The 23277-nt window shown below is 71.8% G+C and carries 21 protein-coding genes; 17 read left to right on the top strand and 4 right to left on the bottom strand.

Annotation, left to right across the window (positions count from 1 at the left end):
- Positions 1–173: 173 nt before the first annotated feature.
- Both VGE38_RS13185 and VGE38_RS13180 read right to left on the bottom strand, forming a co-directional pair.
- Positions 174–1217 (bottom strand): S66 family peptidase, encoded by a 1044-nt coding sequence (locus VGE38_RS13185; protein WP_331143003.1) that lies wholly within the window; start codon positions 1215–1217, stop codon positions 174–176.
- 8 nt (positions 1218–1225) lie between these two features.
- Positions 1226–2089 carry a RecB family exonuclease gene (locus VGE38_RS13180; RefSeq protein ID WP_331143002.1) on the bottom strand — a complete coding sequence of 288 codons (864 nt, stop codon included), beginning with the start codon at positions 2087–2089 and terminating at the stop codon, positions 1226–1228.
- A gap of 70 nt (positions 2090–2159) precedes the next feature.
- Here VGE38_RS13180 and VGE38_RS13175 point away from each other — a divergent pair, with 70 nt between their 5' ends.
- The 3 genes from VGE38_RS13175 (at position 2160) to arc (ending at position 6191) form a co-directional block, all read left to right on the top strand.
- A complete protein-coding gene (locus VGE38_RS13175; protein WP_331143001.1) occupies positions 2160–3311 on the top strand; it encodes a site-2 protease family protein in 1152 nt (383 codons plus the stop codon).
- A gap of 10 nt (positions 3312–3321) precedes the next feature.
- The gene (locus VGE38_RS13170) at positions 3322–4338 is read left to right on the top strand and encodes a tRNA (adenine-N1)-methyltransferase (RefSeq protein WP_331143000.1); all 1017 of its coding nucleotides are present in this window, start codon (positions 3322–3324) and stop codon (positions 4336–4338) included.
- 95 nt (positions 4339–4433) lie between these two features.
- Positions 4434–6191, top strand: coding sequence for a proteasome ATPase (arc, locus tag VGE38_RS13165; protein WP_331142999.1), 1758 nt, complete (start codon positions 4434–4436; stop codon positions 6189–6191).
- A 13-nt stretch (positions 6192–6204) separates the two neighbouring features.
- Here the strand turns inward: arc and VGE38_RS13160 are convergent, their stop codons facing one another.
- Positions 6205–6687: an aminoacyl-tRNA deacylase gene (locus tag VGE38_RS13160; RefSeq protein WP_331142998.1), complete on the bottom strand. Its 483-nt coding sequence runs from the start codon at positions 6685–6687 to the stop codon at positions 6205–6207.
- 53 nt (positions 6688–6740) lie between these two features.
- On the opposite strand from VGE38_RS13160, the gene VGE38_RS13155 reads away from it, so the two are divergent.
- Positions 6741–8153 (top strand): pyridoxal phosphate-dependent decarboxylase family protein, encoded by a 1413-nt coding sequence (locus VGE38_RS13155; RefSeq protein ID WP_331142997.1) that lies wholly within the window; start codon positions 6741–6743, stop codon positions 8151–8153.
- Here VGE38_RS13155 and VGE38_RS13150 read toward each other — a convergent pair.
- On the bottom strand, positions 8139–8975 hold the full coding sequence (locus VGE38_RS13150) for a DUF1206 domain-containing protein (RefSeq protein WP_331142996.1): 837 nt from the start codon (positions 8973–8975) through the stop codon (positions 8139–8141). The genes VGE38_RS13155 and VGE38_RS13150 overlap by 15 nt on opposite strands.
- An 84-nt stretch (positions 8976–9059) precedes the next feature.
- On the opposite strand from VGE38_RS13150, the gene dop reads away from it, so the two are divergent.
- The 13 genes from dop (at position 9060) to VGE38_RS13085 (ending at position 23274) form a co-directional block, all read left to right on the top strand.
- Positions 9060–10574 (top strand): depupylase/deamidase Dop, encoded by a 1515-nt coding sequence (gene dop, locus VGE38_RS13145; RefSeq protein ID WP_331142995.1) that lies wholly within the window; start codon positions 9060–9062, stop codon positions 10572–10574.
- Between the two features lie 10 nt (positions 10575–10584).
- Positions 10585–10782, top strand: a complete 198-nt coding sequence (locus VGE38_RS13140) for a ubiquitin-like protein Pup (protein ID WP_331142994.1) — start codon at positions 10585–10587, stop codon at positions 10780–10782.
- Between the two features lie 36 nt (positions 10783–10818).
- The gene (gene prcB, locus VGE38_RS13135) at positions 10819–11658 is read left to right on the top strand and encodes a proteasome subunit beta (RefSeq protein ID WP_331143048.1); all 840 of its coding nucleotides are present in this window, start codon (positions 10819–10821) and stop codon (positions 11656–11658) included.
- The gene (gene prcA, locus VGE38_RS13130) at positions 11655–12473 is read left to right on the top strand and encodes a proteasome subunit alpha (protein WP_331142993.1); all 819 of its coding nucleotides are present in this window, start codon (positions 11655–11657) and stop codon (positions 12471–12473) included. Before prcB ends, prcA begins: the two co-directional genes overlap by 4 nt.
- Positions 12474–12560: 87 nt before the next feature.
- Positions 12561–13922 (top strand): Pup--protein ligase, encoded by a 1362-nt coding sequence (pafA, locus tag VGE38_RS13125; protein ID WP_331142992.1) that lies wholly within the window; start codon positions 12561–12563, stop codon positions 13920–13922.
- Between the two features lie 104 nt (positions 13923–14026).
- Positions 14027–15001 carry an FKBP-type peptidyl-prolyl cis-trans isomerase gene (locus VGE38_RS13120; RefSeq protein WP_331142991.1) on the top strand — a complete coding sequence of 325 codons (975 nt, stop codon included), beginning with the start codon at positions 14027–14029 and terminating at the stop codon, positions 14999–15001.
- Positions 15002–15066: 65 nt separating this feature from the next.
- Complete coding sequence (locus VGE38_RS13115; protein WP_331142990.1) at positions 15067–16032, top strand: helix-turn-helix transcriptional regulator; 966 nt, start codon at positions 15067–15069, stop codon at positions 16030–16032.
- Complete coding sequence (locus VGE38_RS13110; RefSeq protein WP_331142989.1) at positions 16029–17105, top strand: helix-turn-helix transcriptional regulator; 1077 nt, start codon at positions 16029–16031, stop codon at positions 17103–17105. The genes VGE38_RS13115 and VGE38_RS13110 overlap by 4 nt, the downstream gene beginning before the upstream one ends.
- Before the next feature lie 36 nt (positions 17106–17141).
- The gene (gene tatA / locus VGE38_RS13105) at positions 17142–17435 is read left to right on the top strand and encodes a Sec-independent protein translocase subunit TatA (protein WP_331142988.1); all 294 of its coding nucleotides are present in this window, start codon (positions 17142–17144) and stop codon (positions 17433–17435) included.
- A gap of 10 nt (positions 17436–17445) precedes the next feature.
- Entirely contained in the window at positions 17446–18291 is an 846-nt protein-coding gene (gene tatC, locus VGE38_RS13100; RefSeq protein ID WP_331142987.1) for a twin-arginine translocase subunit TatC, read from the top strand.
- 31 nt (positions 18292–18322) lie between these two features.
- Positions 18323–19510 carry a right-handed parallel beta-helix repeat-containing protein gene (locus VGE38_RS13095; RefSeq protein ID WP_331142986.1) on the top strand — a complete coding sequence of 396 codons (1188 nt, stop codon included), beginning with the start codon at positions 18323–18325 and terminating at the stop codon, positions 19508–19510.
- 27 nt (positions 19511–19537) lie between these two features.
- The gene (locus VGE38_RS13090) at positions 19538–20431 is read left to right on the top strand and encodes a diacylglycerol/lipid kinase family protein (protein ID WP_331142985.1); all 894 of its coding nucleotides are present in this window, start codon (positions 19538–19540) and stop codon (positions 20429–20431) included.
- A gap of 20 nt (positions 20432–20451) precedes the next feature.
- Positions 20452–23274 carry a DEAD/DEAH box helicase gene (locus tag VGE38_RS13085; protein ID WP_331142984.1) on the top strand — a complete coding sequence of 941 codons (2823 nt, stop codon included), beginning with the start codon at positions 20452–20454 and terminating at the stop codon, positions 23272–23274.
- Positions 23275–23277 lie beyond the last annotated feature (3 nt).

Here is a 23277-nt window from a genome sequence, read left to right as displayed (position 1 = left end):
TCTTTACGAATCGGTTACGCGAGCCGCGCACGGGTACGGAGGGCTCATGAGCCCTGTGCGTGTGCGACCGCTCGGCGGAGCGTTCGGTTGCCTGATGATGATCCTGATCTCGGTCGTGCTCTCGGTGCTGCTGACGGTGCTGCTCAACCTGGCGCGGTGACGCGACCGGCGCCTCAGGTGTAGTCGGCCCAGACCCGCCGGGCAGCGCCGTCCACCGTCATGAACCCGCCGTACGGAAGGATCCAGTGCGGTCGGGTGTGGCCGTAGGGGACGCCGACGACCACGACGGCGTCGGGGTTGTAGCGCTGCACGGTGGAGATCGCCATGTCGCGCTGCTCCGCCCGGTGGGCGCGCCGCTCCTCGACAGGACGCGGATGCTCCCGGCTGTGGGCGGGCGGCCGGGAGACGACCACGGCGTCGACCGCCGCGAGGATGCCGCGCTCGCCCAGGGAGCGCAGGATCCAGCCGAACTCGCGCGCCGGGATGACCTCCTCCGAGCTCTCCACGAGCAGCACGCCGCCTTCGACCACGGACGGGTCGGCCGGGAACCGCCCCGCCGTGAGGAACCACTGCACGACCTCGATACAGCCACCCCACGTGCGTCCGGTGACCGTCCGCGCCGGGCCGGCCCAGGTCCAGGGGTCGGTGGGCTCACGCTCGCCGTTCGCGGTCATGGCCGCCGGATCGAGCCAGTCGACCCCGAAGTCCTCGGACTCGCCCGGGTCGGTGATCTCCAGCCGTCCTCCGGTGAGCAGGGCCGCCCGCAGCGAGGCGACGTGGATGTCCTCGACCGACGGTCCCGGTCCGAGGTGCACCTGCGTGGAGCCGCCGTGGAAGGCCGCGACGCCGTTGGTCCACAGCCAGTTGAGGAGGTTGGAGTTGTCGCTGTAGCCGAGGAACGGCTTCGGGTCGGCGCGCACCAACGTGGCGTCCAGGTGGGGAATCACGGTGATCTGGTCCTCGCCGCCCACCGACGCCAGGACCGCCCGGATCGACGGATCGCCGAAGGCGGCGTTGAGGTCGGCGGCACGGTCCTCGGGCGAGGCGTCCAGTCTGCGGGTCGTGGGGTACTCCACCGGGACCAGGCCGGTGAGCTCGGCCAGACGGACCATGGCCTGCTCGTGCACCGCAGGCGCGAAGCCGGGGGCGGCGAACGACGGTGAGACGACCGCGACTTTGTCGCCGGCGGCGGCCTTCGGCGGAGCGATCAGGTCCATGTGGTCAGTCAACCAACGACCGGCAACTCCGTCACCGCGGTGTCCGGCAGCGGCGGCGGGGTGCCGCCGAATTCGGGGCACAGGGCCTGGTGGGAGCACCACGAGCACAGCCTGCTGCGTCGTGGCCGCCAGTCGCCGGAGGTGCGGGCACGCTCGATGGCCTGCCAGATCGCGTCGACCTTCCGCTCGGTGGCGATCAGGTCCGCCGCATCCGGCTCGTAGCGCAGGATCTCGCCGTTGCCCAGGTAGATCAGCTGCAGCATCGATGGCACCACGCCGCGGGTGCGCCACAGCACCAGGGCGTAGATCTTGAGCTGGAACAGCGCCTTCGCCTCGAACGCCTCGCTCACCGACCGGCCGGTCTTGTAGTCGCTGATCCGGATCTCGCCGGTCGGTGCGACGTCGAGACGGTCGATGAACCCGCGCAGCAGCAGCTTGGAGTCCAGCACCGCCTCGACGTACAGCTCGCGCTCCGCGGGCTCGAGCCGAGTGGGGTCCTCCAGGCTGAAGTAGCGCTCGATGACGACCCGGCAGGTCTCCAGCCAGGCGCTGAGCGACTCGGGGTCGGCGAAGAGCGCCGCGACCTCGGGCTCGGTCTCCCGCAGCTCCTCCCACGCCGGTCCGAGAAGACCCTTGGCCTGCCCGGCCGTGCGCTCGGGGGCCGGCAGGTCGAACAGCTGCTCCAGCACCCGGTGCACGACCGTGCCGCGCACCGCATCCACCGACGGCGGCTCGGGGAGCTTGTCGATCGTGCGGAAGCGGTACAGCAGCGGACACGTGAGGAAGTCGCCCGCGCGGCTGGGGGAGAGCGCGCCGATCACGTCGACGCCGTCCACCGGGGTGGAGAGCGCGTCGGCCGGCGAGGTGGTCATGTCCTGCACCCTAGGTGACGCCACCGACACGCGTGCCGAGCGGCTCCCGCCCGTCGGCTAGCCTCGCTGCGTGTCATCCCCCGAGCCTGCCTCGCCCCGTGCCCCGCGCCCGCCGGGCACCCTCCGGGTCGGGAGCGTCGCCGGCGCCGATGTGCTGGTCTCGAGCTCCTGGTTCCTCATCGCGGGCCTGATCGCGGTCCTGGTCGCACCGCGCGTGGACCAGGTGACGCCGGGCCTGGGGGCGTGGAAGTACGTCGCCGGCTTCGCCTTCGCGGTGATCCTCTACGGCTCGGTGCTGCTCCACGAGGCGTCGCACGCGGTCGTCGCCCGGCACTACGGCTACCCGGTCGCGTCGATCACGCTGCACTTCCTCGGCGGCGCGACGGCCGTCGAGGGCGAGTCCAAGCGCGCCCGCGAGGAGTTCTGGATCGCGGTCGTCGGTCCGCTGACGTCGCTCGCGGTCGGCGGTGTCGCGCTGCTGGTGCGGCTCACCGTGGAGCTCGAGGGGCTGCTGCTCATGGCCGTGGAGGGGCTCGCCGGGGCCAACCTCCTGGTCGGCGTGCTCAACCTGGTCCCGGGCCTGCCGCTCGACGGTGGTCGGGTGCTGAAGTCGGTGGTCTGGGGCGTCAGCGGGAAGCCGCACCTCGGCACGACCGTCGCCGGCTGGACGGGTCGGGGCGTCGCGGTGCTGGCGCTGTTCTGGCCGACCTTCCAGTCCGAGGTGCTCGGCTACGGCGTCGACATCCTCGACTACGTGCTGGCCTTCATCGTGGCCATGTTCCTGTGGTCGGGTGCGAGCGCCGCGCTCGCGGCGTCACGGTTCCGCCGTACGATGCCGCACCTGGTGGCCCGTGACCTGGCCCGGCGCACCCTCGCCGTGCCGGGCGAGCTGCCGCTGGCCGAGGCGGTGCGCCGCGCCCAGGACGCCCAGGCCGGGAGCATCGTGACCGTCGCCAGCGACGGTACGCCGGTGGGGATCGTCCACGAGGCGGCGCTGCTGGCGACGCCGGAGGAGCGGCGGCCGTGGGTCGCCACCTCCACGGTGGCCCGCACCCTGGACCCGGGTCTGACGCTGGCGGCCGGGCTGGCGGGGGAGGAGCTGCTGCGCGCCCTCATGCGCACCCCCGCCGCCGAGTACCTCCTCCTCGACGAGCAGGGCGCGATCTACGGCGTGCTGGCGACCTCCGACGTCGATGCGGCGTTCCGCGGGGCGGGCCACTAACTTCTGCCCCATGGCGCCTGAGCACACCCCCGTGACCGAGGACGTCCCGGCCGAGGCCTGGTCCGGCGTCCACCGCGGACCGCTGCGGGCCGGCGAGTGGGTGCGGCTGGTCGACCAGAAGGGCCGCAAGCACAACTTCGAGCTGGTGCCCGGCAAGCGGTTCTTCTCGAACAAGGGCCACCTCGAGCACGACGAGCTGATCGGCCGCGAGGAGGGCTTCACGGTCGTCTCGTCCGCCGGCGGCGAGTACCTCGTCTTCCGCCCGCTTCTCTCGGAGTTCGTCGTCTCCATGCCGCGCGGCGCGGCCGTCGTCTATCCCAAGGACGCCGCCCAGATCGTCGCGCTCGTCGACATCTTCCCGGGCGCGCGGGTCATCGAGGCCGGCGTCGGCTCGGGGGCGCTCACCTGCTCGCTGCTGCGTGCCGTCGGGCCCTTCGGCTCGGTGCTCTCCTTCGAGCGGCGCGAGGAGTTCGCCGCGGTGGCCCGCAAGAACGTCGACCAGTTCTTCGGTACGCCGGCCGGCGAGTCGCACCCCGCGTGGGAGCTGCGCCTCGGCGACCTGCAGGAGGAGCTCCCGGCCGGCGGTGAGCGCGCCGACCGGGTGATCCTCGACATGCTGGCGCCGTGGGAGTGCGTGGACGCCGCGGCCGGCGCGCTGTACCCGGGCGGCATCCTGTGCGCCTACGTCGCGACCACGACCCAGCTCTCCCGGTTCGTCGAGACCGTGCGCGTGCACGGCGGCTTTACCGAGCCGCAGGCGTGGGAGTCACTGGTGCGCGACTGGCACGTGGAGGGGCTCGCCGTACGCCCCGGCCACAAGATGATCGGCCACACCGCGTTCCTCGTCACCGCCCGTCGGCTCGCCCCGGGCGCGCGCCCGCCGCGCAAGACCCGCCGCCCGGCGCCCGGCGCCTACGGTCCTGACTACACCGGCCCGCGCCCGGCCGGGGTGCCCACCGGCGAGCCTGCCCCGGAACTGGTCCAGGACCCGGTCCAGCACGTGGTCACGGAGGCGTCCGAGGACTGAGCCGCCGCGCGGCCAAATCGTGATCGACACTGCGGGGAGTCCCCTTCCGTCGCGGGGTACCGCGAGTAGGGTCGAGATCACAGGAGGTGGCGCCCATGTCGACATCCGACGCATTCCCGACTCCCTACAGCCGTGACCCCGAGGAGCTCGAGGGTCAGGTCCGGGCTCTCGAGGCGGAGGTGCGCGACCTGCGCCGCCGTCTCGGGGAGGTGCCCGGCGGCGGCTCGCAGGCGCTGGAGCTGCGGCTTGCCGACGCGCAGCGCTCCCTGGCCGCGGTCACGTCGCAGAACGAGCGGCTCGCCTCGACCCTGCGGGAGGCCCGCGACCAGATCCTGAAGCTCAAGGACGAGGTCGACCGCCTTGCCCAGCCGCCGGCCGGCTTCGGCACCTTCATCGGGCGCAACGACGACGACACCGTCGACGTCTTCACCGGTGGCCGCAAGCTGCGGGTGACGGTCTCGCCCAGCGTCGACCTGGAGACGCTGCGCCGCGGCCAGGAGGTCATGCTCAACGAGGCGCTCAACGTGGTCGAGGCGCTCGCCTTCGAGAAGGTCGGCGAGGTCGTGATGCTCAAGGAGCTGCTCGCCGACGGCGAGCGTGCCCTGGTGATCGCGAACGCTGACGAGGAGCGCGTCGTCCGGCTCGCCGAGCCGTTGCGCGACGAGGTCATCCGGGCCGGCGACTCCCTGTTGCTGGAGCCGCGCTCGGGCTACGTCTACGAGAAGGTGCCGAAGTCGGAGGTCGAGGAGCTGGTCCTCGAGGAGGTCCCCGACATCTCCTACGACGCCATCGGCGGCCTGGGCAGCCAGATCGAGATGATCACCGACGCCGTCGAGCTGCCCTACCTCTACCCCGAGCTCTTCAAGGAGCACCAGCTCAAGCCGCCCAAGGGCGTGCTGCTCTACGGCCCGCCGGGATGCGGCAAGACGCTGATCGCGAAGGCGGTCGCCAACTCGCTCGCCAAGAAGGTCGCCACGAAGACCGGGGCCGAGGGCAAGTCGTACTTCCTCAACATCAAGGGCCCCGAGCTCCTCAACAAGTACGTCGGCGAGACCGAGCGCCACATCCGGCTGGTCTTCCAGCGGGCGCGGGAGAAGGCCTCGGCCGGAACGCCCGTCATCGTGTTCTTCGACGAGATGGACTCGCTCTTCCGCACCCGTGGGACCGGCGTCTCCTCCGACGTGGAGAACACGATCGTCCCGCAGCTGCTCAGCGAGATCGACGGCGTGGAGCTGCTGGAGAACGTCCTGGTCATCGGCGCCTCCAACCGCGAGGACATGATCGACCCCGCGATCCTGCGCCCCGGCCGGCTGGACGTGAAGATCAAGATCGAGCGTCCCGACGCCGAGGGTGCCCGCGACATCTTCAGCAAGTACCTCACCGCGGAACTGCCGCTCCACCCCGACGACGTCGCCGAGTTCGGCGGCAACCGCCAGGCGTGCGTGGAGGGGATGATCCGGGCGACCGTCGAGCGGATGTACACCGAGTCCGAGGAGAACCGCTTCCTCGAGGTCACCTACGCCAACGGCGACAAGGAGGTCCTGTACTTCAAGGACTTCAACTCCGGCGCGATGATCCAGAACATCGTCGACCGCGCCAAGAAGATGGCGATCAAGGACTTCCTCGACCACGACCAGCGCGGCCTGCGAGTCTCCCACCTGCTCCAGGCGTGCGTCGACGAGTTCAAGGAGAACGAGGACCTGCCCAACACCACCAACCCCGACGACTGGGCCCGGATCTCCGGCAAGAAGGGCGAGCGGATCGTCTTCATCCGCACGCTCATCACCGGCAAGCAGGGCACCGAGCCCGGCCGGTCCATCGACACGGTTGCCAACACCGGCCAGTACCTCTGACCGGGTCGACCCGTCAGGCCGGGCCGGTGGCCTCGGTGACGTCGGCGACCGTGGCGCCCAGCGCGGCCACGAGGTCGTCGGCCGCCACGGTGAGCGCGACGCCGTGCGCGCCGCCGCCGATCGACACCGTCCCGGTGACCCGCTCGTCGGCGATGACGGGGAGCGGCGTGGCGGCCCCCAGCGGCGTGATCGTGCCGCGGACGAACCCGGTGACGGCGTACGCCGCCTCGGCGCTCGGCATCGAGATCCGGTTGACGCCCAGCAGGGTGCGCAGCTTGGGCCACGCGATCTCGCGGTCGCCGGGGACCAGCACGAAGCGATGGTCGCCGCCGCTCACCCGTACGACCATCGTCTTCACGATCTGACGGGGCTCGACGCCGCGCGCGGTCGCTGCCTCCGCGAGCGAGCGGACCGGTCCGTGCCGGGTGACCTGGTAGGTGAGCCCGAGGGCATCGGCTGCCGCGATGACGCGCGCTGACTGATCGGTGTCGGCCATGCCGCGAGCCTAGGTCGTTGCGGATCGGGGGTCCGCGGGAGGAGCATCGGCGAATGGAGGCGCGGTTGCCGGTGGAGTCGGTGCGGGCGGCGACGAACGGCACCCTGGAGAAGGCGCTGCGTCATGCGCTGGTCTGGCTGGAGTCCCTCGACGAGCGGCCGGTGGCGCCGCTCGCGACGGCGCCGCAGGTCGCCGACGCCCTCGGGCGTCGCCTGCCGGAGGGTCCGAGCGACGCCGGGGACGTGCTCGACCTGCTGGTGACGGCGTGCGAGCCGGGCCTGACCGCGATGCCCTCGGGCCGGTTCTACGGCATGGTCATCGGCGGCAGCCACCCCGCTGCGCTCGCCGCCGATTGGCTCACAGGCGCCTGGGACCAGAACACCGGTCTGCGGCGACTCACCCCCGCGACGGCGGCGGTCGAGGAGGTGGCGGCCGCGTGGTTGCTGGACCTGTTGGGGCTGGACGCGGATGCGGCGGTCGGATTTCCCACCAGCGCCACGACGGCCAACCTCACCTGCCTGGCGGCGGCGCGTGACGCGGTCCTGCGCCGGACCGGCCACGACGTGGCCCAGGACGGGCTGGCGAGCGCCCCACGGGTCCGGGTCCTCACCGGAGCCGAGGGCCACGAGAGCGTCGGCTACGCGCTGCGCTATCTCGGTCTCGGTGCGCCGGAGCAGGTCCCGGCCGACGACCAGGGACGCCTGGACCCGGACGCGCTGCGCGCCGCGCTCGGCCGGGGGAGCGGGCCGTCGATCGTGGTGCTGCAGGCAGGCAACGTCCACTCCGGCGCCTTCGACCCTTTCGGGCCCGCGATCGAGGCGGCGCACGAGGGCGGTGCGTGGGTCCACGTGGATGGCGCCTTCGGCCTCTTCGCGGCGGCAGCGCCCGGCCTGCGGCACCTGACGTCGGGGTTCGAGGAGGCCGACTCCTGGGCCACGGATGCCCACAAGACCCTCAACGTCCCGTACGACTGCGGGGTCGCGATCGTGAAGGACGCGTCCGCCGCGCGCGCAGCGACCGGCAAGCACGGCGACTACCTGATCCTCGACCAGCAGGGGGACCCGTTCGACCATGTGCCCGAGCTGTCGCGGCGCGCTCGCGGCGTACCGGTGTGGGCGGTGCTGCGCGCGCTCGGCCGCCGCGGCGTCGGTGAGCTGGTCGAGGGCATGGCGCGCCACGCCCGCACCTTCGCCGACGGCGTGCGCACGATCCCGGGCGCGCAGGTGCTCAACGAGGTGGTCTACACCCAGGCGTGCGTCTGGTTCGGCGGCGACGAGCGCACCGAGGAGGTGGTAGGCCGGCTGCTGGCCGACGGGACCACCTGGATGTCGGGCTCCCGCTGGCACGGGCGGTCCGTGCTCCGGATCTCGGTGAGCAACTGGGCCACCACCGACGCCGACGTGGAGCGCAGCCTCGTGGCGCTGCGGCGCTGCGCCGCGGCCGCGCAGGGGTCACGCCGGACGTAGATGCCGCGCCTTGGCGATGTTGAAGACGCCGTAGCAGGCCAGTCCCAGCGCGACGACCAGGAGCAGCACCGGCCCCAGCGGCGCCTCCTTGAGCCGGCCCAGCGCCTGGTCGAGTCCGGCCGACTTCGCGGGATCATGCGTAAGCGCCGCCCACACGAAGAACCCGCCGACGGCCCAGAAGGCCACGGCTCGCCCGCAGTAGCCGACGTACGCGAGCCAGGTGAGGGCCTTTCCCGTGCGTCCGGTGGAGCCGGCCGCGTCGAGCTGGTCGCGCCACTTGTCGCTCAGTCCCCGGTAGACGCTGTAGCAGCCGTAGCCGATCACCGCGGCGCCGACGATCCCGACCAGCAGCGGCCCGAGCGGCATCTCCATCAGCCGCGCGGTCCAGCCCCGGGTGCTGGACCCGCTGCCGCCGGAGTCGCCGGTCGCGACGCGGACCGCGGACCACGCCAGCACGGCGTACACGACCGCCTTGAAGAGCGAGCCCGCCGCATGCCGCCACCGCTCAGCACCGTCCTCGCCGCGATGGCCGACGACGGCATCGGCGAGCGACCACACCACGAGCGCGGCCAGCCCGACCGCGGCGACCCACAGCATCGCCTGGCCCAAGGGCTGCCCGGCGAGCTGCTGGAGAGCACCGTCCTTCGACACCTGGCCCTCGCGGTCGCCCAGTGCGAGCTGAGCGGTCAGCCAGGCGAGCACGAGATGCACCAGCCCGTAGGCCAGGAAGCCGACCCGGGCCAGCCAGCGCATCGCCGGATGCTGCCGCGCCTCGCGCGCGGCGTCCTGCGCCGAGTCCGACGCGCCTCTCCCTGTGTCCATCGCACCCACCCTCTCGGGATCTCACTACCCGAACGCGCCCGTGGCGACACCTCGGCGTCGGCGGGTCCGCGTACGCTCGTCGCCATGAGCGTTCGCCGAGTGATGGGCACCGAGGTGGAGTACGGCATCTCCGTGCAGGGGCAGCCGCTCGCCAACCCGATGGTGGCCTCCAGCCAGGTCGTCAACGCCTATGCCTCCGCGACCCTCAAGGCCCGCCGGGCCCGCTGGGACTTCGAGGAGGAGTCGCCGCTACGCGACGCCCGCGGGTTCGACGTGTCGCGCACCGTCGCCGACCCCAGCCAGCTCACCGATGAGGACCTCGGCCTGGCCAACGTCATCCTCACCAACGGCGCCCGCCTCTATGTCGACCACGCCCATCCGGAGTTCTCCACCCCCGAGGTGACCACGCCACTGGACGTCGTCCGCTTCGACAAGGCCGGCGAGCAGGTCATGCTCCGCGCCACCGAGCTCGCCCGGCAGCTGCCGACCGCGCCCGCGATCACGCTCTACAAGAACAACACCGACAACAAGGGCGCCTCCTACGGCGCCCACGAGAACTACCTGATGCGGCGGTCCACGCCGTTCGCCGAGATCATCCGGCACCTCACCCCGTTCTTCGTCAGCCGGCAGGTCGTCACCGGCGCCGGACGCGTGGGCCTGGGGCAGGACGGCCGCCAGCACGGCTTCCAGGTCAGCCAGCGCGCCGACTACTTCGAGGTGGAGGTCGGCCTCGAGACCACGCTCAAGCGGCCCATCATCAACACGCGCGACGAGCCGCACGCCGACCCGGAGAAGTACCGCCGGCTCCACGTGATCATCGGTGACGCGAACCTGTCGGAGATCTCGACCTACCTCAAGGTCGGCACCACCTCGCTGGTGCTGGCCATGATCGAGGACCGCTTCATCGGCCACGACCTGTCGGTGGACGGCCCGGTGGCGGCCCTGCGCGCGGTGTCGCACGACCCGACGCTGCGGCAGACCATCACCCTCAAGGACGGCCGCACCGTGACGGCCGTGCAGCTGCAGCTCGAGTACCTCGACCTCGCCAAGAAGTACGTCGAGGACCGCTACGGCGCCGACGCCGACGCGCAGACCCGGGACGTCCTGACCCGGTGGGAGTCGGTCCTGGACCGGCTGGAGCGCGACCCGATGCTGTGCGCGGCCGAGCTCGACTGGGTGGCCAAGCTCAAGCTGCTGCAGTCCTACCGCGACCGCGACGGTCTGGAGTGGGACGACGCGAAGCTGCATCTCATCGACCTGCAGTACGCCGACATCCGGCCCGAGAAGGGGCTCTACCACCGGCTGCTCCGCGCCGGGCGCATCGAGCGCCTGCTCGACGACGACTCGGTGGCGGCCGCCACCCACGAGCCGCCGACCGACACCCGGGCCTACTTCCGCGGCCGCTGCCTGGAGAAGTACGCCGACAGCGTGGCCGCGGCGTCGTGGGACTCGGTCATCTTCGACCTGCCGGGGCGCGACTCACTGCAGCGGATCCCGACGATCGACCCGCTGCGCGGCAGCAAGGCGCACGTCGGCGAGCTGCTGGACCGCTGTGACACGGCCGTGGATCTGTTCACCGCCTTGACCGGCAATGGATAGGGTCAGAGGTATGGCACAGGAGCAGAAGCAGCCGCGGAAGGCTAGCGAGGAGATCGAAGAGGTCGAGACCGCTCCGGAGACCGACGTCGCGGAGCGCAAGGAGTCGCTCGACGCCGACGTCGACGACATCCTCGACGAGATCGACGACGTCTTGGAGACCAACGCCGAGGACTTCGTGAAGTCCTTCATCCAGAAGGGCGGGGAGTAGTCCTTGAGCGGCGACTCCCGCATCCCCGCCGCGTTCATGGCGCCGGGGACCTCCTCCTTCGCCGACTTCCTCGGCGACCACGCCCCCGAGCTGCTGCCCGGCCGCCGCATGGGTGAAGGCCCCGCCGGCAGTCTGGGCGACCTGGCCCCGCACGGCACCACGATCGTGGCCGCCACCTACCGCGGAGGCGTCGTGATGGCCGGCGACCGGCGCGCGACGATGGGCAACGTCATCGCCCAGCGCGACATCCAGAAGGTCTTCCCGGCCGACGAGTACTCCGCGGTCGGCATCGCCGGCGCCGCCGGCATCGCGGTCGAGATGGTCCGGCTCTTCCAGACCGAGCTCGAGCACTACGAGAAGATCGAGGGCACCACGCTCTCCCTCGACGGCAAGGCCAACCGCCTGGCCGCGCTCATCCGCGGCAACCTCGGGATGGCCCTGCAGGGCCTGGCGGTGGTGCCGCTCTTCGCCGGCTTCGACCTGGACCGGCAGATCGGCCGGATCTTCAGCTACGACGTGACCGGCGGCCGCTACGAGGAGTCGTCGTTCCACTCGGTCGGCTCGGGCTCGGTGTTCGCGCGCGGCGCGCTGAAGAAGCTCTACCGCGACGACTTCGAGGAGTCCGGCGCCGTCTCGGCCGTCGTCCAGGCGCTCTACGACGCGGCCGACGACGACTCCGCGACCGGCGGGCCCGACCTCACCCGGCGGATCTTCCCCGTCGTCCACCTGATCACCGCCGACGGCGGTCGCCGGCTGCCCGACACCGAGGTCGCGGCCATCGCCGACCGGGTCGTCGCGGGCCGCATGGAGCGGCCCGACGGCCCGCACGCCGAGCCCCTGTCGGGGTCCGGCTCGACGACCGAGGAGCAGCGATGAGCACGCCGTTCTACGTCAGTCCCGAGCAGCTGATGAAGGACCGGGCGGACTTCGCCCGGAAGGGCATCTCGCGCGGCCGGTCGGTCGTCGCGGTGCAGTACGCCGACGGCATCCTCTTCGTCTCCGAGAACCCCTCGGCGGCGCTGCACAAGGTCTCGGAGATCTACGACCGCATCGCCTTCGCGGCGGTCGGCCGCTACAACGAGTTCGAGAACCTCCGCATCGCCGGGGTCCGGCTGGCCGACATGCGTGGCTACGCCTACGACCGGCGCGACGTCACCGGCCGCGGTCTGGCCAACGCCTACGCGCAGACGCTCGGCACGATCTTCTCCAGCGGCGGCGAGAAGCCCTACGAGGTGGAGATCTTCGTCGCCGAGATCGGCGACACGCCCGAGGCCGACCAGCTCTACCGGCTCACCTACGACGGCCAGGTCGCCGACGAGCACGGGTACGCCGTCATGGGCGGCGCCGCCGACGTCGTCGCCGGCTACCTCCAAGAGCGGTACGCCGCCGCCTTGGGCCTGCAGGAGGCGCTGCAGCTCGCCGTGGCGGCGCTCGGCCACAGCGACACCGGTGACCGGGTGATCCCGGTCGGCGATCTCGAGGTCGCCGTGCTCGACCGGACCCGGACCCAGCCCCGGAAGTTCCTCCGGCTGCGCCCGGCGCGCCTCACCGACCTGCTCGGTGAGCGCGGGCAGACCTCACCGGCCGAGGGCGCCAGCACCGCGCCCGGCTCCTCGACCCCGCCCGACGGCCCGGACGGCGGCCCGGACGGCGCCCCGGACGACGAGCCCCCGCTGGCACCGCCGCTCTGACCTGGCCCTCCGCACGAGGGACACGCCGGAGCTGCGGCGCGCGCTGATCGAGCCCCCGACGTTGCGGTCCGGGTCTAGGCTCGCTGCATGGACCGCCGGATCTTCGGGATCGAGAACGAGTACGGCGTCACCTGCACGTTCCGCGGACAGCGGCGGCTGAGTCCCGACGAGGTGGCGCGCTACCTCTTCCGGAAGGTCGTCAGCTGGGGTCGGAGCAGCAACGTCTTCCTGCGCAACGGCGCTCGGCTCTACCTCGACGTGGGCAGCCACCCGGAGTACGCCACGCCGGAGTGCGATGACGTGGTCTCGGTGGTGACCCACGACAAGGCGGGGGAGCGGGTCCTCGAGGGGCTGCTCCTCGACGCCGAGCAGCGGCTCCACGACGAGGGGATCGCCGGCGAGATCTACCTGTTCAAGAACAACACCGACTCCGCCGGCAACTCCTACGGCTGCCACGAGAACTACCTCGTCAGCCGGCAGGGCGAGTTCAGCCGACTCGCCGACGTGCTCATCCCGTTCCTCGTCACCCGCCAGATCGTGGTGGGGGCGGGCAAGATCACGCAGACGCCCCGCGGTGCGTCGTACTCCATCTCCCAGCGCGCCGAGCACATCTGGGAGGGCGTCTCGAGCGCGACGACCCGCAGCCGGCCGATCATCAACACCCGCGACGAGCCGCACGCGGACGCCGAGAAGTACCGCCGGCTGCACGTCATCGTCGGCGACTCGAACATGTCCGAGACCACGACGATGCTCAAGCTCGCCTCGTGCGACCTGGTGCTGCGGATGATCGAGGAGGGCGTGGTGATGCGCGACCTCACGATGGAGAACCCCATCCGCGCGATCCGCGAGATCGCCCACGACCCCACCGGGCGCCGCAAGGTCCGGCTCGCCAACGGCCGGGAGGCGACGGCGCTCGAGATCCAGCAGGAGTACCTCGGCAAGGCGCGGGACTTCGTCGACCGCCGGCAGATCTCGACACCCACCATCGAACGCTCCCTGGACCTGTGGGAGCGCGGGCTGAAGGCCGTCGAGTCCGACGACCTCAGCCTGGTCGAGCGCGAGATCGACTGGGTCATCAAGCTCAAGCTCATCGAGCGCTACCGCGCCAAGCACGGTCTACCGCTGAGCCACCCGCGGATCGCCCAGCTGGACCTGGCCTACCACGACATCCACCGCGGCCGCGGCCTCTACTACCTGCTGGAGAAGCGGGGTGCGGTCGCCCGCGCGACCACGGACCTGCGGATCTTCGAGGCCAAGTCGATCCCGCCGCAGACCACGCGGGCGCGGCTGCGCGGGGAGTTCATCAAGAAGGCACAGGAGCGGCGCCGCGACTTCACCGTCGACTGGGTCCACCTCAAGCTCAACGACCAGGCTCAGCGCACGGTGCTGTGCAAGGACCCGTTCCGGGCGTACGACGAGCGGGTGCAGCGTCTCGTCGACGGCATGTGAGGCCTCTCAGGCTGGTTTCACGATCCCTTAGTAGGGTGTGCGCGCTGTGCTGGACCCACACTGGCCCAGCGCTGACCCACCCCCGAGCCCAGAGGTAGTCACCCGTGTCTCACCGTGCGCCCCGTCCTCACACCCGCGGCCTGACGCCCGCCGGCCTCCTGTTGGCGCTGCTGCTGCCCGCCCTGGCCGCCTGCGGCGGCGAGAAGTCGGTCGGACTCGGCGAGGACCTGCGGCCCGGGTTCGACGCCGTGGAGATCACCGGCGACTTCGGTGCCGCACCGGAGGTGACGTGGAAGTCGCAGATGTCCGCGGACAAGACCGAGACCAAGACGCTGGTCGAGGGTGACGGTCCTACCATCGAGGCCGGCGACCAGGCCTTCGCCTACCTCTGGGTCGGCAACGGCTACACCAAGAAGGAGGCCTACAGCGGCTACGAGGGCGGGCAGCCGGAGATGCTGACCGCCGACGACAAGAGCCTCAGCGCCGTCTTCGCCGACCTCCTCACCGGCGCGAAGGCGGGGTCCCGCCTCGCTGCGGTCGCCAACGCGGCGGACGTCTTCGGGGAGGCCGGCAACCCGAGCATCGGCGTCGCGAACGAGGACGCCGTCCTCATCGTGATGGACGTCGTCAGCCCGATCCTCGACAAGGTCGAGGGTGCCGCGCAGCCCGCTCCGGCCTGGGCGCCGGCCCTCGTGGAGGCCGAGGGAGCCGTGACCGGGCTCGACTTCAGCAAGGCACCGGCCCCGACCAAGCAGCTGCGCAAGGCCGTGCTGGTCCAGGGCACCGGCGCGGAGGTTCCGGCCGACGGCAGCGTCCTGGTCCGCTACCTCGGTCAGGTCTACAAGGGGGCCAAGCCGTTCGACCAGAACTTCGACAAGGCGGCCAACGAGCTGCAGCCGTTCTCGCTCGACGGCGTCGTCGCGGGCTGGAAGCAGGGACTGGCCGGCCAGAAGGTCGGCAGCCGGGTGCTGCTGGCGATCCCGCCGGCGCTCGGCTACGGCTCCAAGGGCAACGCCGACGCGGGCATCAAGGGCACCGACACGCTCTACTTCGTCGTCGACATCCTCGGCGCCTCCTGACGACGCGCGGACGCTGGGCAGGACACAGGCAGGACACGGGCAGGACACGGGGCAGGAGGGCGGGAATGGCTCACAAGACCGAGCGGCTGATGAACCTGCTCATCATGCTCCTGGTCCAGCGCCACTACGTGACCAAGGACCGCATCCGCGACATCCTCTACCCGGGCGCCAGCGACGACGCCTTCGAGAAGATGTTCGAGCGGGACAAGGAGGAGCTGCGCAGCCTCGGTGTTCCCATCGACGTGGGCGGCTCCGACCCGCTGTTCGGTGACGACTACGGCTACCGCATCGTGCAGAGCGAGTTCGCGCTGCCCGACATCAGCCTGAGCGCCGACGAGGCGGCGGTGGTGTCGTTGGCGACCAAGGTGTGGGAGCACGCCCGGCTCGCCGAGGCGACCACCGACGCGGTCCGCAAGCTCACGGCAGCGGGCGTCGAGCTCGACGTCGCCGCGCTGGACCTGGTCCAGCCGCGGCTCGGCGCCGACGAACCGGCCTTCGAGGTCTTCCTCGAGGCCGCCCAGGAGCGCAGCGAGGTCGACTTCGAGTACCAGCGCGGCACCAGCCCCGCGGTCACCCGTCACCTGCAGCCGTGGGGCGTCGTACGCTCCTCGGGTCGCTGGTACGCCGTGGGCTTCGACACCGACCGTGGCGAGGAGCGGGTCTTCCGGCTCAGCCGCGTGCGCGGGGAGGCCCGGAAGGTCGGAGAGCCCGGCGCCTACGACATCCCGGCCGGCACCGACGTCCGCGCCGTCGCCGGTCGGCTCACGGCTCCGGTCGTGGAGACGACCGCCGTGGTGCTCGTCCGACCCGGCACCGGTCATCCGCTGCGCCGCGCGGCCAGCTCCGTCGAGCACGACGTCACAGGTCCCGGCGACGGCCGCTGGGACCGTATCGTGCTGAGCCGCGGCTCGGTCGACCTCGCCGCGGAGCTGCTCTCGCACGGGCCCGACGTCTACGTCGAGGAGCCGCCCGAGCTGCGCGAGCAGGTCGTCGGCCGGCTGGACGCCCTGCTGGCGGAGGTGGACCGATGAGCAGGCCTGCCCCGAGGACGGCACAGAGGACGGCACAGAAGACGGCACAGAGGACGGCCCAGACCGCCAAGGACCAGGTGGCGCGCCTGCTGGCCCTGGTGCCCTACCTGCACGCCCGCGGCCAGGTGCGGCTCGACGCGGCGGCGGCGGATCTCGGCGTGGCCCCGCAGCAGCTGGTCAAGGACCTCAAGGTCCTCTTCCTCTGCGGCCTGCCCGGGGGCTACCCCGACGACCTCATCGACGTCGACATCGACGCCCTCGAGGACCCCGAGGGCGACCGCGTCATCCGGGTCTCGAACGCCGACTACCTCTCCCGGCCGCTGCGGCTGACGCCGACCGAGGCGACCGCGGTGATCGTGGCGCTCCGCGCGCTGCGCGGGGGAGCGGTCTCGGAGGAGACCCGCGAGGTGGTCGACCGCGCGCTGGCCAAGCTGGAGCAGGCAGCCGCGGCCGGTGCGGCCACCACGCCGCTGGTCGACCCGGGCGAGGCGCCCGAGGCGGGGCTGGTCGAGCTCCGCTCCCGGCTGCAGCGGGCCGTCGAGGAGCGTCGCCAGGTCCGGCTGGTCTACTACGTGCCCGCGCGCGACGAGGAGTCCGAGCGGGTCGTCGACCCCCACGCGCTGAGCGACCACGCGGGCGCGACGTACCTCGACGCTTGGTGCCACGTCGCCGAGGCGCCGCGCTGGTTCCGGCTCGACCGGATCCGCAGCGCCGAGGTGCTGGAGGCACACACGACCACCGAGCCCGAGGCGGCGCGCGACCTGGCCGACGGCCTGTTCAGCCGCGGCGAGGACCTGACGCTGGTCACGCTCGACCTGGCGCACGAGGCCTACTGGGTCACGGAGTACTACCCCGTCGAGGCGGTGCGGCCGGGCGCCGACGGACGCTACGAGGTCGACCTGCTGGTCGCCGACGAGCGCTGGCTGACCCGGCTGCTGCTGCGGCTGGCGCCGCACGCGCGGGTCGTCGCGCCGGCGCCGTACGCCGCGGCGCTGCACGACCGGGCCGCTCGAGCTCGGGATCTGTACGGCCGCTCGACCGCAGGGGGCGGCCGTCCGCTCCGTGGCGAGTAGCATGGTCTCTGTTGCCGACCCCCTTGTGAGGACCCCATGACCAGCCCGTTCATCGCCAACCTCGGTACGACCGAGCTCCTCATCATCCTCGCGGTGCTGATCCTCCTCTTCGGCGCCACGAAGCTTCCCGAGCTGGCGCGCGGCACCGGCCGTGCACTGCGGATCTTCAAGGCCGAGACCAAGGGCCTCACCGACGATGACGACGACGCGGCCGCCAGGTCCGCTGAGGCGCCGCGCCAGATCCCGTCCAGCCGGGTGGACGAGTCGTCCGAGGCCGCCGAGGCCGAGCGCGCCGAGCGTGAACGCGCCCCTCGCGGCGACCTGAGCTGACCGCTCGCCGGTGTCCCTGACTGGACTGGCCGACGTGTTCTCGGGTCGGCCCCGCCACCCGGTCGGTGCGAACGGGCAGATGGCGCTGTCCGACCACCTGCGCGAGCTGCGCGCCCGGCTGCTGCGCAGCGCGGTCGTGCTGGTCGCGGCCTTCGTGGTGGCGCTCTTCTTCTACGACCCCTACCTGCTCGACCTCATCGCCCAGCCCTACTTCCACGCGATGGAGCGGCTCGGGCAGAAGGTCGACAGCGAGCTCGTGCTGACCGGCGTCACGACGGCTCTCCTGGTGCAGCTGAAGCTGTGCGGGGTCGCGGCGGTCATCGCCTCCAGCCCGTACTGGCTGCTCCAGATCTGGGGCTTCGTGCTGCCCGGCCTCCACGACAACGAGCGCCGCTGGACCCGAGTCTTCGCGGCCGTCGCGGGCCCGCTGTTCATCGCGGGGGTCGCGCTGGGCTACTACGTGCTGCCCAAGGGCATCGAGGTCCTCATCGGCTTCACGCCCTTGGATGCCACGAACCTCGTGGAGTTCGGCGACTTCTTCTCCTTCGTGGTTCGGATGCTGCTGGTCTTCGGCATCGCGGTCGAGATCCCGCTGTTCGTGGTGATGCTCAACCTCGCCGGAGTGGTCTCCGGTCAGGCCCTGGGTCGCCATCGGCCCTGGATCGTCATCGGCACCTTCGTCTTCGCCGCGGTCGCGACGCCCTCGACGGACCCGTTCTCGATGCTGATGCTCGCGGTCCCGATGCTGGTGCTGTTCGTCGCGGCCGAGGTGATCGCCCGCTTCGTCGACCGCCGACGCGCCCGCCGGTCGGCCGGCACCGACCAGTGGGCCGACGACGAGCTCTCGCCGCTCTGAGCCGCTTCGTCCCGTCGGTCACACTGGGCCCATGGGAACCAGCATCTCGGGTCGGACCGGACGACGTGCGACGGTCCGCGGCGTCGTCGTACTGCTCGTGAGCCCGCTGCTCACCCTGCTCCCCGGCGTGGTGCACGCCGGCGCGCAGGCCGAGCAGGGACCGCGCGTGTGGCACGTCGGCCCGGGCCGGCCGCTGGCCACTCCCAGCGCCGCGGCGGCGGTGGCACGCGACGGCGACACCGTCCTGATCGACGCCGGGACCTACGCCGGTGACGTGGCGGCCTGGACCCAGGACGACCTGACCCTGCGCGGTGTCGGCGGGCGGGCCCACCTCCGCGCCGCGGGGCGGAGCGCCCAGGGGAAGGCGATCTGGGTGATCGCCGGCGATCGCACGAGGATCGACCGGCTCGAGTTCAGCGGCGCGGCCGTCCCGGACCGCAACGGCGCCGGCATCCGCCAGGAGGGCGCGGGACTCGTCGTGACGCGCAGCTGGTTCCACGACAACGAGAACGGGATCCTCGCGGGCGCGAACCCGGCCAGCGACATCGTGATCCGGCGCTCGCGCTTCTTCGCCAACGGCGCGGGGGACGGCTACAGCCACAACCTGTACGTCGGCGCCGTGCGCTCCCTGACCGTCACCGGCAGCCTGCTGCAAGGAGCGGTCACCGGCCACGAGCTGAAGTCCCGCGCCGCTCGCACCACCATCGTCGGCAACCGGATCACCGACGGCAACGCCAGCGCGAGCTACTCGATCGACCTGCCGAACGGCGGCACGTCCCTGGTCGCCGGCAACGTCGTCATCCAGGGCCCGCACTCGGAGAACTCCGCCCTGGTCTCCTACGGCGCGGAGGGATTCGCCGGTTCCTCCCGCACCCTGTGGGTGGTCAACAACACCTTCGTGAACCGCCGCTCGACCGGCACCTTCCTAGCGCTCGCCGCGGGCAGCCGGGCGCACCTGCGCAACAACCTGCTGGTCGGGCCCGGTGAGCTGACCGACCGCCCCGCGGCCTCCGCGCTGGCCAACCGGCGTGCGAGGCCACGGCACTTCCGGAGGCCGGGCGTCGACGACTTCCGGCTGCGGGCCTTCGCCCCGGCGGTCGACCGAGGCGTGCGGGTGCCACGGCGATGGCGGGCCCGCTGGGAGTATCGGCACCTGACCCAGCAGGTGCGCCGGCCGCGCGTCGGCCGCATCGACCTCGGTGCGTTCGAGCGTCGCTGAGGTCGCGGAGCAACTAGTGTTCCGCGCGTGGATCGCCGTGCCCGGGACATCGCCCTCCTGCCCAACCCGGTCGCAGGGAAGGGTGACAACGACCCCGCGGTGGCCGCCGTCGCGGCCCGGCTGCGGCATGCCGGGTTCGCGGTCCGGGAGCTGCTCGGTGGCTCGGCGGAGGAGTCGCTCACGCTCGCCCGGGAGGCGGTGGCCGCCGGCGCCGAGGCCCTCGTGGTGGTCGGTGGCGACGGCATGGTGCACCTCGGCACGCAGGTGCTCGCCGGGACCGACCTACCGCTCGGCATCGTGCCGCGCGGGACCGGCAACGACACCTGCCGCTCGCTCGGCATCCCGCTGCGCGACCCGATGGCGGCAGCCGACCTCGTCGTAGCCCAGCGCACCAGGACCATCGACCTGGCCCGCAGCGGCGACCGCTACTTCGTGACGGTGATGGCGGCCGGCTTCGACGCCGCCGTCAACGAGCGGGCCAACCGGATGACCTGGCCCCAGGGCAACGCCCGCTACACCCTCGCGCTGCTCGCCGTGCTGCGGGAGTTCCGCCCGCTGCGCTACACCCTCGACCTCGACGGGCAGACCCGCGAGCTCGACGCCATGCTGGTCTCGATCGGCAACGGTGACTCGATGGGTGGCGGGCTGAAGGTCACCCACGGTGCCGACCTGAGCGACGGCCTGCTCGACGTCGTGCTCTTCCACCCGGTGCCGAAGCGCGAGCTCGTCACGAGCTATCCGAAGATCTTCTCCGGCGGCCACACCCGCCATCCGGCGTACGAGCGCCACCAGGTACGGCGCGTCACCGTGGCCGCCGCGGGCGTGGTGGCCTATGCCGACGGCGAGCGCTTCGGTGCGCTGCCGCTCACCGTCGAGGTAGTGCCACAGGCGCTGCGGGTCTTCGCGCCGGCGGCCCCCTAGCCGCCCGGTAGATTGGGAGGATGGACGCCGACCTGACGAGCCAGAAGAGTCCGTCGGAGCGGTACGCCGAGTTCCGGCGCGACCAGCAGCACCCGGTGTTCCGCGACTTCGCCGCCCTCTACGACTTCGGGCTCGACGACTTCCAGGCCCGCGCCTGCCGGGAGATCGAGGAGGGCCGCGGTGTGCTGGTCGCGGCTCCGACTGGATCCGGCAAGACCATCGTCGGTGAGTTCGCCATCCACCTCGCGCTCGCCACGGGACGCAAGGCGTTCTACACCACGCCCATCAAGGCGCTGTCCAACCAGAAGTTCAACGACCTGGTGGCGCGCTACGGCGCCGACCAGGTCGGTCTGCTGACCGGCGACAACAGCGTCAACGGCGAGGCGCCGATCGTCGTGATGACGACCGAGGTGCTGCGCAACATGCTCTACGCCGGCTCGCACACGCTGCGCGGCCTGGGGTTCGTGGTCATGGACGAGGTGCACTACCTCGGCGACCGCAACCGAGGCGCGGTGTGGGAGGAGGTCATCATCCATCTCCCCGAGTCGGTGACGCTGGTCTCGCTGAGCGCGACGGTCTCCAACGCCGAGGAGTTCGGCGAGTGGCTCGAGACGGTCAGGGGCGAGACGACGACGATCCTGGAGGAGAGGCGGCCCGTCCCGCTCTTCCAGCACGTCATGGTCGGTCGCAAGATCCTGGACCTGTTCGCCTCCTCCGACGTCGACGCCGCCGCCGGCTTCGTCAAGGAGGGCGCTCCCGTCAACGGCGAGCTGATGAAGATCGCCCGTGACGACTGGGCCTCCAGCCGCATCCGTGACCGCCGCTCACCCAAGGACCGCCGCGGCGGTCCCGGGGACCGACGACAGGTCGGCAACGGCCGCCGGGTGTGGATCCCCAGCCGGGTCGAGGTGATCGCGGCGCTCGAGCGCGACCACCTGCTGCCCGCGATCGTCTTCGTCTTCAGCCGGGTCGGGTGCGACGCGGCGGTCACCCAGTGCCTGGCCGCCAACGTCCGGCTCACCACGCCCGCCGAGCGCGACACGATCTTCGAGATGGTCGAGGACGCCTGTCGCGACCTGCCCGCCGAGGACCGGCACGTGCTCGGCTACCACGACTGGCTCGACGGGCTGACCCGCGGCATCGCGGCCCACCACGCCGGCATGCTGCCGGCCTTCAAGCAGGTCGTGGAGGAGCTCTACGTCCGCGGCCTGATCAAGGTCGTCTTCGCCACCGAGACCCTCGCGCTCGGCATCAACATGCCGGCGCGCACGGTCGTCATCGAGAAGCTCACGAAGTGGAACGGTGAGAACCACGCCGACCTGACGCCGGGGGAGTACACCCAGCTGGTCGGCCGCGCCGGCCGCCGCGGCCTCGACGTCGAGGGCCACGGCGTCGTGCTCTGGCAGCCCGGAATGAGCCCCAAGGACCTCGCCGGGCTGGCCTCCACCCGCACCTATCCGCTGCGCAGCAGCTTCCGGCCGTCGTACAACATGGCGGTCAACCTCGTGCACCAGTTCGGCCGCGAGCGCTCGCGCGAGCTGCTGGAGCAGTCCTTCGCGCAGTTCCAGGCCGACAAGGCCGTGGTCGGGCTGGCGCGGCAGGTCCGCAAGGCCGAGGAGGCACTGGAGGGCTACCGCGAGGCCGCCACCTGCGACAAGGGCGACTTCATGGAGTACGCCGCCCTGCGTCGCCGGATCAGCGACGTCGAGAAGGGTGCGTCCCGCGCGCGGCGCGCCGACCGGCGTGACGAGACGATCGCGTCGCTGGAACGGCTTCGGCCCGGCGACGTCATCGAGGTGCCGTCGGGCAAGTTCGCCGGTCTCGCCGTGGTCATCGATCCCGGCTACAGCCCCGAGGGGCCGCGGCCGTACGTCGTGACGCTGGACCGGCAGGCCCGGCGGCTCGGCATGATCGACTTCCAGAGCCCGGTGGCGTCCCTGACCCGGATGCGGGTGCCGAAGAACTTCAACGGCCGCAACCCGCAGATGCGACGGGACCTCGCGGCAGCGCTGCGCGAGCGGACCCGTGACCTGCCCACCGGCCGCGGCCGGGCGGACCGGCCGCGCGGAGGCATCCCCAGCGAGGTGGAGCAGGAGATCGCCGAGCTGCGCAGCGAGCTGAAGTCGCATCCCTGCCACAGTTGTCCCGATCGGGAGGACCACGCCCGCTGGGCGGAGCGGTACTTCAAGCTCGAGCGGGACGCGGAGACGCTGAGACGCCGCGTCGAGTCGCGGACCAACACCGTGGCCCGCCAGTTCGACCGGGTGTGCGACGTGCTGACGGCCCTGGGCTACCTCGCCGACGATCCGGACCATCCGGGCGACGTGCTGGTGACCGACCGCGGCCAGGCGCTCATGCGGCTGTACTCCGAGCTCGACCTGCTGGCGGCCGAGTGCCTGCGGGAGGGCCTGTGGCACGGGCTGAGCCCCTCGGAGCTGGCCGCGGCGCTGTCGACGCTGGTCTTCGAGGCCCGCCGGCCCGACGACGCCTCGGCGCCCCGGCTGCCGGGCGGACGCGCCAAGGACGCCATCGCCGGCATGGTGCGACTATGGGGTCAGCTCTACGCGCTGGAGCGCGACCACAAGCTCGACTTCCTGCGCCAGCCCGACCTCGGCTTCGCCTGGGCCGCCTACCGCTGGGCCGAGGGCGACGACCTCGACGACGTGCTGGGCGACATCGAGCTCGCCGCGGGCGACTTCGTGCGCTGGATGAAGCAGCTGATCGACCTCGCCGGCCAGGTGGCCAACGCGGCCGGCAACGACAAGGCGCTGCGCGCCACCGCTCGCGAGGTGGTCGACGTGCTCAAGCGGGGTGTCGTCGCCTACTCGGGTCTGACCGAGTAGCCG

The sequence above is a fragment of the Nocardioides sp. genome (genome assembly GCF_036405735.1).
Taxonomy (GTDB): domain Bacteria; phylum Actinomycetota; class Actinomycetes; order Propionibacteriales; family Nocardioidaceae; genus Nocardioides.
The sequence above is the reverse complement of the archived record's forward strand: the minus strand, read 5'-3'. Positions and strand labels throughout refer to the sequence as shown.